General features: G+C 34.6%; 8 protein-coding genes. 5 read left to right on the top strand and 3 right to left on the bottom strand.

What is annotated here, in order from left to right; genetic code table 11:
* Nucleotides 1-161 precede the first annotated feature (161 nt).
* From B9Y87_RS07530 to B9Y87_RS07520, 3 genes are read left to right on the top strand one after another with little or no spacing between them, the layout of a single operon-like run.
* On the top strand, nt 162-1,277 hold the full coding sequence (locus B9Y87_RS07530) for an AAA family ATPase (protein ID WP_176225610.1): 1,116 nt from the start codon (nt 162-164) through the stop codon (nt 1,275-1,277).
* Nucleotides 1,274-3,643, top strand: coding sequence for a S8 family peptidase (locus B9Y87_RS07525; protein ID WP_085497756.1), 2,370 nt, complete (start codon nt 1,274-1,276; stop codon nt 3,641-3,643). The genes B9Y87_RS07530 and B9Y87_RS07525 overlap by 4 nt, the downstream gene beginning before the upstream one ends.
* A 24-nt stretch (nt 3,644-3,667) precedes the next feature.
* Complete coding sequence (locus tag B9Y87_RS07520; protein WP_085497754.1) at nt 3,668-4,198, top strand: hypothetical protein; 531 nt, start codon at nt 3,668-3,670, stop codon at nt 4,196-4,198.
* A 327-nt stretch (nt 4,199-4,525) separates the two neighbouring features.
* Here B9Y87_RS07520 and B9Y87_RS07515 read toward each other — a convergent pair whose 3' ends face one another.
* Nucleotides 4,526-5,260 carry a hypothetical protein gene (locus B9Y87_RS07515; RefSeq protein ID WP_085497753.1) on the bottom strand — a complete coding sequence of 245 codons (735 nt, stop codon included), beginning with the start codon at nt 5,258-5,260 and terminating at the stop codon, nt 4,526-4,528.
* A gap of 1,355 nt (nt 5,261-6,615) precedes the next feature.
* Here B9Y87_RS07515 and B9Y87_RS07510 point away from each other — a divergent pair.
* On the top strand, nt 6,616-9,222 hold the full coding sequence (locus tag B9Y87_RS07510; RefSeq protein ID WP_085497751.1) for a YCF48-related protein: 2,607 nt from the start codon (nt 6,616-6,618) through the stop codon (nt 9,220-9,222).
* Nucleotides 9,219-9,926 carry a fibronectin type III domain-containing protein gene (locus B9Y87_RS07505; RefSeq protein WP_085497749.1) on the top strand — a complete coding sequence of 236 codons (708 nt, stop codon included), beginning with the start codon at nt 9,219-9,221 and terminating at the stop codon, nt 9,924-9,926. Before B9Y87_RS07510 ends, B9Y87_RS07505 begins: the two co-directional genes overlap by 4 nt.
* A 604-nt stretch (nt 9,927-10,530) precedes the next feature.
* Here the strand turns inward: B9Y87_RS07505 and B9Y87_RS07500 are convergent.
* Nucleotides 10,531-11,091 (bottom strand): DUF6642 family protein, encoded by a 561-nt coding sequence (locus B9Y87_RS07500; protein ID WP_176225617.1) that lies wholly within the window; start codon nt 11,089-11,091, stop codon nt 10,531-10,533.
* 306 nt (nt 11,092-11,397) lie between these two features.
* On the bottom strand, nt 11,398-14,955 hold the full coding sequence (locus B9Y87_RS07495) for an ABC transporter permease/M1 family aminopeptidase (protein WP_085497745.1): 3,558 nt from the start codon (nt 14,953-14,955) through the stop codon (nt 11,398-11,400).
* Between the last annotated feature and the right edge of the window lie 3 nt (nt 14,956-14,958).

The following is a 14,958-nucleotide window of genomic DNA, read 5'->3' as shown; positions in this document are numbered from 1 at the left end:
CCAAAATTTTATGAGGCCAAAAACCTTAAGTGCTACAAACTTAATGTTTGTACGGTTTTTGTATTTATATTATAAAAACTAAACAAAATGTTTGTGAGTTCAATAATAATGTATATTTTTGCTGTACAGTAAATATAAATATGACTCTAAAAACAAATATATTGAAGCCATCGACAAAGAAATTTATTGTTGATTTGGTAAACGCAGGTTTAATAGGTGAATCAAAACTTGTTGAACTAGCTGCACTAAGTTTAGCAAGAAGTATAAAAAAAGATGCACCTGAAGTTTCCACAAGTATTAATCAAGCTATTAGCTCCTTTTCAATTAATGGAGGTGCTGCAATTAGGAGCGTTGGTAGACCATTGCCAATTGATTATGATTCTCAATTAGAAATGGCAACATTGAGCACTCCAAATATCGATTCGAATGTCTCCCCTATTTTGCCAGATGATTTGAAAGATAAGATTAATGGTTTTTTGGATGAAAGAAATAAAATAAATCTTTTACTTGAAAAAAACATAAAGCCTTCTACAAGTATTCTTTTGATTGGTCAACCAGGAACCGGAAAGACTATGCTAGCTAAGCATATTGCTTCTGTACTTAATAAAAACCTTTTAACACTTGATCTTTCTTCTAGTATGTCTAGTTTAATGGGTAAAACAGGAGCTAATCTTAAGAAAGTTTTACAATATGCTAAACAAAATCCTTCAGTTCTATTGTTTGATGAATTTGATGCTATTGCAAAGAAGAGAGATGATAATACAGATTTAGGAGAAATAAAAAGGGTTGTTAATATATTATTGATGGAACTTGAAGATTGGCCAGTTTCTTCTGTCTTTATTGCAACAAGTAATCATCCTGAATTATTAGATAAAGCAATCTGGAGAAGATTTGATCATATAATAACTTTACCGTTACCAAAGAAAAGTGAGCGCTTGTCCATTTTAAATAAGGAACTAGCTGAATTTTTAGAATTATCAAACACTTCTACCTCAATATTAGAACCAATTTCAGAATTCTTTATTGAAAGTAGTCCAGCTGATATATGTAAATATGCTAATAATGTAAAAAGAAGAAGTGTTTTAAGAAATCAAAAACCATTAGTTGCTCTTTTTGAGGAACTAGATGGGTTTAAAGATGATAAAAAAATTCGTGCTCGATTTTGTGTTATAGCTAAAGAATTATTGGGAGACTCCATAACTGTAAGAGAGTTAGCTGAAATATCAGGACTAAGTCCTGCAGGAGTCCAACATCACTTAAAAAAGAATAAATCATGAGTGAAAATAAAAAAAGAAGACCGATTCTATATAATGGACAAGTTTATGGAGAACCAGTGTCTAAAGGAGGTGGTGGTGGCCCAAAAGCAATGCCTTATACTTATGAACAAGCAAAAGAGTTTGTACTGAATGATATCCATGAAACCAGAGAAGTACTTAGAAAAATGCCTGATTCGGCAAGATTGCCTAATGAAATTATTTTAAGTTTAACACTACAACCTGAATTTTCAGCGAAATCATATTACCCAGAAACTCTTTTTGATTTGGGTTATGAAAAATTTGGGCTTACTGAAATTGGATCACGAGTTTGGAGAAATAAAGATTATGATTCCAATGAAATTACAGATGTTCAATCTGAAGAATATGTTGCTCCCATTTTTTCCAAAATGTTCTTTGTAAGGGCTACAGAAGAAAGTTTAACAAAATTTGAAAATCAGTTAAAGAAAAGCTCTTCAACTTTAACTAAAAGCTTTCAAACAGATATAAGAAAAATTTCAACTTTAGGAATATTACCAACCAATGAACAAATTTTGGGCTTGCCAGATGATTGGAAACAAGGAAGACTTGAAGCTGTTCTTCATCCTTTTGGCATAGATAAGGATAAAACTTTAGATCATTTTATCAATCATTTATCAAAAGCTGGCGTAAATACTAATGATGTGAAATTTAAGCAATATAGAAGTGGTGTTTCATTTATTAGCTTCAATGGTAATAAACATATTTTAGATTCTTTATCAGGTTATAATCCTTTAAGAACTATACATCCTCTAAAGATGAGAGATTTACCTTCTATCGCACGTGGCACGAGTTTAACTGGAGGTCCAAATATTCCAAAATTTACTAAAAAGTCTAAAACAGTTGTAGGAGTGATTGATGGTGGTTTAGATGATAGTAATCCTTATACCAAAAACTACAGCGAGTCAGAATTTTCAGTTACTGGAAGCCCTATTCCTGGGTATGTTGAACATGGAACTCAAGTTACAGGAGCTGTATTGTTTGGTCCTTTAAATAATTATTCTACTGGTGACACACTGCCTGAACCACTTGTTTCAGTGAAAACATTTGGAGTTCTTTCTTCTAATACAAATGATCCAGAATTATATGACGCAATAGATGCGATTGAAAAAATCATACCTAATAATAAAGGTATTAAAGTATATAATTTAAGTTTAGGTCCAAGTGGACCAATTTTGGATGACAGTATAAGTCGTTTTACTTACTCTTGTGATTTATTAAGTATCGATCATGAAGTTCTTTTTTGTGTAGCAGTAGGAAATGATGGGCATATTAAAGGTTATGAAAGAATACAATCTCCTTCTGATGCTGTCAATTGTTTAGCGGTAGGAGCTTTTACAAATAGAAAAGGTGTTTCGATAAGAGCACCATATAGTAGCATTGGACCAGGTCGGGAAGGCAGTAAAATGAAACCAGATATAATGGCTTTCGGAGGTTGCGACCAACATCCAATTCATTTGGTGTCTCAAAACCTTGGAAGCAAAGTATGGAGTCAAGGTACAAGTTTTGCAAGTCCTATTGCAGCTTCATTGGCAGGTCGTTTAGTTGGTGAATCAAATAACACGGTTGATACTTTAACTGCTAAAGCATTAATGATACATTCAGCTCGTGATAATAACCTTAATGGTAGTCATTGCTTGGAAATGGGTCATGGTATTATACCTGATGAAATGGAAAATATTATTTCATGTAACGATAAATCATATACCTTAATTTATAGAGGTGAATTAGATCCTGCTAAATATGCAGAATTTTTAATTCCATGGGATGAGAATATAACAAAAGGGAAAGCTAATTTTAAGTGGACTGTTGCATTATTAACTGATATAGATCAGCTAAGCTCTGATGATTACACAACCTCTTCTGTTGAAGTTGCATTTTATCCAAATCGCAATAAATATGTATTCAAAAATAATACAGGAATTGATTTAGATGGCGATGCTAAAAAATCTGAAATTGTTGACATATCTAAAAACCCTGAGAGAATGGAATATCTTCTCTTGAATGGTTGGGAACAAAGTAATTTTCCTCAAACAGATTCAGCCAAACCTCAATTTAGAACAGAATTAGAGTTAAAAGAAGATTTGAAGTGGGATAGTTTAGATGCGCGTGAGGTAACTAAATTTTCAAAAAGTATTGATGAACCCGTTTTTCATATTCATGCCTTAGGAAGAGGAAACAGAAATGGTGTTAAAAAAGTTAAGTTTGCACTTATTTTGACTGTTACTACACCAAAAGCAGAAGTGGATTTATATGCGAACATTCTTAATAAATATAGTGCATTAATTCCTTTACAAATAGATATAGAAGCTCGATCAGAAGTTGTAGTAAAAACAGATTCTGATGATTAATTTAATATCATTTATAGTAGAAAAATGGCAATACTAAACGAGGTTATAAATACTTTAAAAAATATAATAATACCACGATATTATAGATCCGAAAGAGGTTTTCAAACTGAATTCTATCGAATTCTATCGAATCAGTTAGAGGGAAAGAAAATTTTCCCAGAGTATACAATATTAGAAGCGGAAGTTCAAAAACGGAATTTAGAACATTATGGAGTTACACAACGACCTGATTTGCTTATTCATATTCCTATTGAAGCTGGTATAACAGAAAATGCAAATGAAAATAATTTTGTAAATTTTGCTTTTAAGTTAAATGGAAATGAAAGAGCATCAGTAGAAGATTATGAGAAATTAGAACAAATGTTTTACTTTTTAAATTATGAAATGGGAATATTTATAAATATTGGAAAATATCCAGAAATATTCTTAAATAATTATGAAGGTAATTACAAAGATAGAATTCACGAATTTTCAATTGTAAAAGATGAGGATACAATAAAAATTATGCATGCGTTTTTTAAAAACAAAGAGTTAATTATTGAAGATATAGTTTAAAGCCATTCCACACACATTACGCTTCCCTCCTACGTCGTCGCATAAAAAGTGTTCCATTAACATTGTAGAAGAAACTTTTGAGAATAAATTTTTTCAAGAAACTGAAGTATCAACATTCGCTTTCAAACAAAGCTCAAATTATTTAACACGGTACATTATCCTAAAAATTATGTCAATTTAGTAAAACTGCGTATAGCTTTGCTATTTGATATAATAGTAGATATCGGCAGATATTATGTCAAAGGAATCCAACACGCTATACTTAAATAATTGTTCCTCACTAGTAAGCCATAATTAACATTTTTGAGTTCATATAGGTTCAGTCAGTTACAGATTGGTTGTAGTTGTAGTAGATGTATCACCTTCTGGGGTTTCGATTGCTGGGGTGGAAGTTTTATCGGTTGAATTGCCATTTTGACCTATGTAACTTTTGATTATATCAAAAGTATAGCAGATTTTGAACCCAATTGTAGTTGCCATTTGGTTTTTGAAAATATTATCATCACTAGAATCAAACGATATTTGAGGTGCATTTTCTACAAGAAATTGCTTGTTGTTTTTACCGTATTCTTCTATAAACCATTCCTTAGGCTGCCTTACATTAAAAAATTCGACCGTACCCATTATCATCATACTACCAGAAAATTTCCAACCTAATCCAACGCCAAAATCAACCATGTTAAAAAAACCTTGCTCACTATCGGAAACTTGATTTAAAGCGATTGGATTTATAAATGTGGCAAATGTTAATCCGTAGGGTACTTTTATTCCGTTACGTAATCTTAATGAACTACCTGTATATGCAATTCCTAAACTAATATTCGTTTTATAATTTTGAGCCTCCTCTAAAATTACATATTTATTAACAACGTTCACAACAGGGTTCTGATAAAGATTGTTGCCAATATAACTTCCTCCAATGCCAACAATAAAGGATATTTTTTGATTTTTATCCTCCAAATTTACGTCGACATCATATTTTGTATTAAGAGTCTTTTTTGGTTGACCAAAAGAATTATATACAAGGAGAAATAAGCAAAGGTATGTTAATGTATTTTTCATAATTAAAGGCTTTGATTGTTTATATGAATTTTATATCTACCTTTCTTGGTAAATACAATTTATCTAACTGATTTTGCCACTCTCATATCTGGCATTTTGTACATAAAAAAGTGGGGGAAGAAAATTGTAAGTGCTAATTATTTGGAGACCAAAAAGTTATGAATAATATTTGTAGAGCAACTACAGAAAAACCATAGACTTTCAAAGGTTTTCATTTTATTTACAAACAATATGTAAGGTAGTTATCAGGACGCTCAAAAAATAAAAGATCTATAAGATCTTCTATTTTTATGCCGTCTTATTGGTTTTCCGGTGGCAATATGGGTTTAATAAAAGGTATTGATCCTCAGGGCAAGCCCTGAACCCAATATTGGAATCGACCTATGTATCCAGGTATTGAACCTAGATCCCGCCGAAAAAGCGGGATTGGTTCCCCACGCTGGCGTGAGTGTCACGCTCGTGCCCATAACATGCCTCTTAATCTTTTCTACTATTCCTCATAATTCCAGTATACCTAAATGAATACCTTCATTATCTACTTTAAAACCGAATCATCCTTCTCATAGTGCCTTGCGCTGTTATATTTCCAAGCCACTGGTCCTTAACTAATCCTTGTTCTACTCAGTTGTTGTGGATATAGTCAATTGTTATTGACAACTTTTACTCAAAGCTGCTCTGTGATGCATACTGCTGAGGGCACGAGCGTGACGCTCGCGCCAGCAAGTGGCATTACCCGCCGATAAAAATAATCACCCACAGAGTAATTACTTTTTATCGCGTATGTAAAAGCTAATTTGCGGCTAGTATGAAATCAATGCTACCGCACCATCCCGCCAGTAATTGTAATTCTCCACAGGATATTTATAATTGACTAGGCCTATAATTTCCATATTCCTTTTAAGCCAAGGAATTTTGTAACACGAAATTCTCCGTCCAAGGGCTATCTAAATAGCCGCTGCCAAACCTGCCCGAATGAATTCGTTCGGGCGGGCGCCATTTAAAAGCTAGCCCTTTAGATTCATTTAGAATTCGATTATTCGAGGAAATGTGTGCAAGATTTTTTTCTAAGACATTATCGTTAATTTGCCGCAACACCTAACGGCAGTATTTTGGAAGGTCTAGTAGACCTTTTAAAATATGAGCGAGATGTGCGTTGGCAAAGCGAGATAATTTTTTAGCCCTTGCGAACAAACATGTTCCAAAGAAACTTTTTTTGAGTTTCTGCTTGATCGTAGATCATATGGGCTTCAAAAACTGGGAAGCCCTCAACTGGAAATACCTAATTCTTTTTTATTGCGTTATCTTAATAGGATTAATTTATATTTATTTTCAAAATTAAATAATCAAATTTTAAAATGAAAAACATTAAGACATTGGCAATACTGTTTATTCTAAACATAATGTTCTTAAATAGTATGACATCACAATGGATTAAAACCGGAGGTCCTTTAGGCGGTACAGCTCATCAAGTACTGAAGGTCGGAACTACCATGATCTTGAATGCTGGCCAAGGTGGAATATACACATCAAACAATAATGGTGCATCTTGGGCCCTTAGTAATACAGGCTTGCCGAATTATCCTCATATTTATACTATTTATGAAGACAATGGAGTTGTTTATACTAGTGTTAGAGGACATGGTGTATTCAAATCTATAGACGAGGGCATTAATTGGTCTAACATTACAGGAAACTTATCGTCTACACATGTTAATAATCTTTTGGTTGAGGGATCTCAAATATTTGCTGTTACCACTAATGGAGAAGTACTATATACAAGCGATGGTGGACTAAATTGGTTGAATAAAAGCGAAGGGATTACAGCATTGCTTTGGCCACATATCATTCGCTTCAATAATAAAATATATGTTGGGGGCAGTCAAGTATTATATGAATCAGATGATCAAGGTGAAAGTTGGACAGAAATAAGTATTCCAGTCTCTGATACTAAAACTATATCTGCTTTAGGTAAATTAAACGGAGTTTTTTATTTAGCACTTGGCACTAATGTTCATACGTCAACGGATAATCTTATTTCCTGGAACCAAAATAGCCTAGAAAATTTAGCCAGTATTCCTAGTCTTTTAGCCCATGAAGGCTCAATGTATGCGACCACTTGGGGTGGAAGATACTATACCTCTAGTGATAATGGAGACAACTGGATATTAACGAAAAATCAAGAAGCCAGAACTATGGTTCAAAGTCTGCTCTTCATTGAAAGCAAAATAATAATGGTAACGGATGAGGGTATATATCAATCTGAAAATGATGGTATTTCTTGGGTTGAAAATAACACCGGGTTTATTGCAAGTACTATTACCGACCTTGCAACAAATGAAAACTATATATTCAGTACAAATTTTGCTCTAGGTATTTCCAGGTCTATTGATAATGGACAAACGTGGACCACCATAAATAATGGCCTCTTTAATTCGGAAAGCCATAAATCTATGTCTCAAATAGAATTTTATAACAATAAGTTGTACGCTTTAAATACAGGAGGAATGTTTGTTTCTGATGATAATGGAGATAACTGGGCAAATAAGTTCACTCCAAACCCAAATGATCAAGTTATTGATATGGACTATGACAACGGTATTTTTGTTGTAGGAACCAACGATTTTATATATATATCAACTGATGATGGAACAAGTTGGAATACGACATCGAAGGAAGGTTTATTACCAACATCATATTTTATTCAGGTATTCATAAAAGATACCCATATGGTTATCGGTAATACAACTGGCAACATTTATTATTCAAATGATTTAGGTCAAAGTTGGAGCGATATTACTATTCCTGCCTCGGATTATTATATTAAGGAGATTGAAATGGAAAATGATATACTCTATGTTTCCACAAACAAAGGCCTATTTTTAAATTATGGTTTTAGGCAAAATTGGGAACAATTCACTCCATCTGATCATAGTCCAATTAACGATATTACTATCCAAAACAATATAATTTATGCCGCTTCAGATAATGGCCTTCAAGTAAGTCAACTGGGAAGAAATCGTTGGTATTCGGCAAATGAAGGACTTAAAGTAAAAATCAGGAAACTATTAGTTACTGATGATCAGCTATACGCCGGAACTGATTCCAAAGGTGTTTTTAAAAGGTCTTTAACGGAACTAATAATTCCACCTGATGATGACAATGATGGTGTTTCAAACGAGGATGATTTTTGTGAGAACACTCCAAAAGGTATTATAGTAAATAATCAAGGCTGTCCTTTGATTGATGGGAATGCAATCAGCATTTACACTTTAACACCAACTTGTCGCAATGCTGCAAATGGAAGCATAGAGATTGCAAGCACATTGGAAGGTTATGACTTTGAGATTAATATTACTGGAGAAGGAAGAGATGAAGGTTTCGACCTTGTTAGTCTAGATCAAAATTTTAAAATTAATGATTTGAGGTCAGGTTCATATGAAATTACTGTTAGCATTTCAGCAATACAGTACCAACGAATATTCGGAATTACTATTCATGAAATAAATGAAATATCTGGCAAATCATTAGGAATAGACTTCAAAAACAAAACTGCTAGCTATGTTCTTTCCGGAAGTAAGCAGTATACCGTAAATATAAACGGTACACAAGAAATATTCACTTTTGATACTGATAAGGATAACGAGATTATCCTTACTAATCTAACAAGTTCAAATACGATTACAATTACCGGGAAAAATGAATGTCAAGGTATATTCGTGGATAGTTTTTCTTTTGATGAAGAAATCATTATGTACCCAACAGTAACTTCAGGTTTACTATCACTTTCTGGGAATTTAGAGGCATGTGATGTCAAAATATTTAATTCATCAGGACAATTGCTCTATGAAGAAATGTTAGCGCCATTGGCATCTTTGCATTTAGATGGTTACCCATCTGGAATGTATATTGTGCATGCTAAAACAAATGAAAAGACTAAAATATTTAAAGTCATAAAAAAATGAAAACACGACATTGGATACACTCCCTTATGGTAATACTTTGTTTTTTACTGATATTCTCTTGTTCAAAAAAAGAATCTAATGAAATACAGAAAATGCCAGAACCCATGTTGAACTTACCGAGTAAATCTACAGCGATACTACCTGCTAACGGAGAATCTTGTTCCGACTTTACAGAAGCGTTTGGAGAACCAGACAAGGCTATTATAGCGCTAAGCTGGACAAGTGCCGAAAAGGCTACGAGCTATATTATAAAAATAGTTGAATCAGAAACTGAGGTGCTGTCAGAAACCTATTCAGCTAATGAGGCAGAGGTGCTATTAGATAAAGGAAAATCATACGCATGGACAATTACATCTAAAAATTTAGATGGTGAAACCCTAAGTGACACCTTTTCATTTACAACACCAGGAGTGCCTTTTGGTAATTTCGTTCCCTATGCTGCCGAGATAACTGCCGTTTATTATAATACAAATTCAACTCTTAGCGTTTCTTGGACCGGTAGTGATAAAGATAATGACAGCTTATCTTACGATATCAGGGTAATTAATAGTGAAGAAATTGAAATTGTTAATATTTCAAATTTATTTGCCGGACCGGTTACTGTTTATGTTGATTATGGTGAAACATATACAATTCGGGTAATAAGCAGAGATACGCATGGTAATTATTCGATTTCTACAATTACCAAGGAAATAAATGATTAAAAGTGTTACTCAAAATGGGTTTCATCGTATAGCCTTTGGAAATAATGATTTTAGGTATGTAGGAGCCGATGAATCAAGATGGCATTCCAAACACATTTATTCATAACTAGTTTTTGGTTAAAAGAAATTCATGCACCTCACGACAAGTTCGGTGTAACTCCCCTCCTACCATCGGCTCGCATAATAGGCCCGCATGAACGACAAAGTTGGCCAAGCCCGCCCGTACCCCCCACGCTGGCGCGAGCCTCACGCTCGTGCCCATACCCTCCATCTTAATCTTTTCTACTATTCCCCATAATTCCAGTATACCTAAATGAATGCCGTCATTATCTATTTTAAAACCGAATCATCCTTCTCATAGTGCCTTGCGCTGTTATATTTCCAAGCCACTGGTCCTTAACTAATCCTTGTTCTACGCAGTTGTTGTGAATATAGTCAATTGTTATTGACAACTTTTACTCAAAGCTGCTCTGTGATGCATACTGCTGAGGGCACGAACCTAAGGGTCGAGGTATTGAACCTAGATCCCGCCGAAAAAAAAAGCGGGATTGGTTCAACTTTCAATATTCAGCGCGTCTTACTGACTTCCCAAAATTGAGTTTCACTAATAATACAATCTAAAATCGAGCAATTTGCAGACATGGTAATGTCTTTGGTGCAACTCTTCTACCACATCCAGCATATGGGCATCTTCTTGAAATAAGCTGAAGAATGCCTTATCAAGATTTACGCTGCTTATTCCATTAAATTCCTTACCGTAGCCAGAAACACCCTTTGCTCCGGTGATATCCAAAAAATATTGTGCTTCCTCTTCGTCCAAATCCAGCACTTTTGCATTTGAAAAATGTAAAATCTTTCCTTTTAACCTTCCTTCCAATAGTTCTGCAATTTCCTGTAAACTATAGTAATAGCCATTTAGGCAAATACTATTGGCCTCACCGGACATGACCAAATAGATGATTTCATAATCCTTAAAATGATGGTCGTCCAGAACCAATGCATTTAGACTATCTTCCAATCCTTCAATGGTGTCGCATGTTTTATATATGCTGGCTACCCCGTACTGCATGGCCAATTGTTCCAGATTTTCCTGTGCTTCGGTAATCTTGTCCGTTTCTATGTCTGGAACCCCTTCCAAACAATAAGTGAAATAATCGGCATCCATAAATTGTTCCTGGGGCAATGGTGGTCTTTTCTCCAGCAAGTTTTTGAAATTATATAAAGTTCTTCCATACAAAATTACTGCAACACTTCTTATTTTTCAGCGTTTTCAGATAAAATCCCATTACACGCATCGGCTTAAAGGGCGGCAGTCAAACCTTGCCCTCCCCTCCTGCCCTTCCACATACTCCGGAATTCCGGTCGGTCAGTTATTAGGTCCGTCCGTACCCGAATAGAGGCACCTGCCCAAAAGGCATGGCGGGCGTAAGGGTGGGTGTCGTTTAATAGCTAACTTTTTTTAGAATTCATCTTAAAATCTAAATACATTATCCACTAAATTCTCATCAGAACGCGTTCCATAAGGATCAATAGCAATGTAATTGGGAATTTCGCTTACTATAAACTTAATTTCGGTAATTTCCTTATTGATTTGATTGGACTCATAATACAATATAGAGCTGTCCTCTTTTACCATGGATGGATGCGTGGTAAAAGCTCCAATTTTAATAGGTTCGTTTATTCCTCTTTGGATTATTTCCCCATTACCTATCGTTTCAAATCGCTTGGATTTTACGGTGGTAGTAATCTCATAAGTACCATTTTCCAATTCCCTATACGAACTGTCCTCTATGCTTAAGTTGTAGGTTATTATTTTTTTAAACCAATCGTCTATTAAGTGATGGTGCTCCTTTGGCGTAGCCTTATATACCAAATCCAAAAATTCAATGGTATTGGCTTCCAAGGTGGCACTGTTGCGATAGATATCGGTTATTTTTTTTAACACACGATTTACTTGCTCTTCGCCAATAAGGTCCCGTAATGCCAGCATCACATTCAATGCTTTTCCATAGGAAATGTAACCTTGACCATGTACTTTGTAAACCGGTGGTTCTAGATAGGTTGCAAATGATCTTCCTGAAAAATAACGCCTCCTGGCATTTTCACTCAAGGCGTATACAGCACGTTTGCCGTACATTTTTTCCATAACAACGGCTTCGGTATATTTTGCAAAACCTTCTATAAGGACAGCCCCGCCTGCAACTGGTTTGGCAGACAGCGTATGTCCCCAATATTGATGTGCAACTTCATGAATGACCCTTTTAGCAACCAAATTAAATGTTTCTTCCTGACTAACATCCATTAAATACAAACGGTCTTCAACCATACTTACCATTCCTGGATGCGCAAAGCCACCAAAAGACCAATGCGATGGCACTTCTGCTATTCTAATATGGTCAAAAGCATAGTCCCCAAAGTTTTCCTCGCAATAATCTATGGTTTGTTTGGCGCTGTTTTCAATGTCTTCAATGTTAAATGAATGCGCTTCATCGAAATACTGCTCAATGGAAATTCCTTGGTAATCCACTTTTTTGGTTTTGTAGTCGGCTGAAAAATAGGCAATCATTGGAACGACTTTATTCTTGGTTTTATAGTGATAGTGGTTTCTATTATTTTCTGCCCATTTTTTTACCAAGTTACCCGAACTCAATGCCGTTTGCTTGCTACTGGTAGATACAATGGTTTCGAAATCTGTTTTTTCATTGTTAAAATCTTCAAGAGCAATATGTGCATCAGAGATAATTTCTACTTCACGCTTTGGTAAATTTCTCTTTTCCCGTTCAACTTTGTCTGTAATTTCCAATCCGGAGCTATACCCCAATATAGGTTCAAAATTTGTGTGTGTAATATAGGTACCATTATTTACAATGGTTTTGTCCTCTTCATAACCTTTACGATGGTGTTTTAATTTAAAATTATAGCCTACCGTATGGTTGGGCTGTAACGGCTTTTCAAACTGAAATATATAAATACCGAACAAACTGTCATGGGTAACTAAATTTGCATTTTCAATAGCGATGGTTTCCAACGGAAGACGTTGTGTAACAAAAACTTTGGATATAGGTTGTTCCCCTCCGTTTTTCAAGACATAATCTGCCTTTATGGTATAACGTTGTTCTTCAGGAAAAATAGCAACTTCTGTTTTTCTAGATATGGAATATGGTCGTACCAAGTCTTCGTACTGTTTGTATTTTTTTTCGTACTGTTCTCTAAATTCCAAACTGTCGTCTGCTGTTTCATAATCTGAAACAAAGTTCACATTATAAAAAACCAAACCGCCGAAGCTTATACCTACTACGAATAGGAATGAAAATGATACTTTTTGAACGTTTGTAAAATCCCTTTTTAGTAGTTTTAATTTGGTTGAAAAGTTGGCCACTACGCCTCTATTCCAAATTTTAAAAGTGACCAACATTATTAACAAACCAAAAGCCAACCAATAGATGGACAAATGGCGATATAGTTTTAATCCGCCATAAAAACCATTCATATTTGAGTAAGACATTCTTGGCATAAACCCAAGACTTGTTAATGGGTGTTCCAGACCAATGGTATCAGATTTTAGGCATAAGAGCACAAAAAAACCAAAAACACCCATTCCTAAATATTTGGTTTTTGCCAAACTGCCAATAAACAACCCAATCATACTGAATATAGCAAGCTGTAATCCGTAGTGATAATATAAAGAGGCATATAGGCCCAACTCAAAATTTGTATAGTTTAAACTTATCTGAAACAGGATGCACATTATAATTCCGGTTGTAATTAGGATGACCGGTAATAGTAGGATGGCAAAAAATTTTGAGAGAAAGAACACGCTGTTCTTTGTTGGTAAGGCATCAATAATTAAGTTGAAGTGTATGCTTCGCTCTTTCCAAACAATTTCGGCACAATAAAAAATAATTAAAATAAGACTAAAGAGCGTTAAAGGGTTTACTATTAAACTTATGAGTTGATTTGTAAATGGATATTGACTAACGCCATATTCCCCACCACTAATAACTGTGCTATATAATTCTGAAAACACAATAACCAACCACATAATCAATACCGCAATAAATGGCAAACCCTTAAACACACTTTTCAATTCCATCTTTAGCAAAGAGAAAAATGCGAAATACTGTGCTTTGGCATTATGTAATGTCTGTAAAGGTTTATAAGCTACCAATGGGGTATTTTGGCTCGTTATTTTTTTGGCTTTTTTTACTTTTTTAGCGATTTTTCTAAAAGAGAACAAGCGGTAGGTACCACATAAAATACCCAAACCTACTGCTATCCAAACCAGTCTATTCCATAAAAACAATCCGGAAAAAGATAGTAATTGTGAGTTTTTTTGAAAAGGTGTCCAATATTGTGTTTGCTCAAAAAAAGCAGCAATACCAAAGGGATCCGCAATTGCAGCAATGGCCATACTTTCCGGTGATGCTGGAACGGCTTGTGCCAATAAAGGCGAATTTAAAAAGAGGGAGCTAACAAAATACAGCATGTAAACAAAGACGGCACTTACATACGTTGCTGTGCTGTTTTTTGTTAGGGTACATACAGAAAATACGACGGCCGAACAGACAAATATATTTGGCACAACTATATATAACCATGGTTGAACATACGTTAGCAATTGAAAATCGCCTAAACGTTCTGCATCCAGATCAGAAAAATAATTCCCGAAAATATAGCCTAATATAAATGGTGTAAATGCCAGGACGCTAAATACAAACGTGCCTATAAACCTGCTCCAGTAGTAATTGGCCTTTTGTATGGATGAGCTGAATATTAACTGTTCCATAAGGCATTGCTTGTCTCTAAGCATGGCACTAATGGCAAAGAACATGATGATAAAAACACTTCCTAGCGTAAACAGACTTGTGTGGAAATACACTTGATATACGGAATTATAATTAACACCTGTTGGTGCAAATCCTTGTCTACCCACAAAAAACCCCAAGAACAAAAATAGGACCGTGAATATTGGAAATGCACGTTGTTTTAATTGATAAAAAACTTCAAATTTTAATAATCTAGTAAACATGAC

This window comes from Arenibacter troitsensis (genome assembly GCF_900177645.1).
GTDB lineage: Bacteria > Bacteroidota > Bacteroidia > Flavobacteriales > Flavobacteriaceae > Arenibacter > Arenibacter troitsensis.
This window is presented reverse-complemented; position numbering and strand designations above follow the sequence as displayed.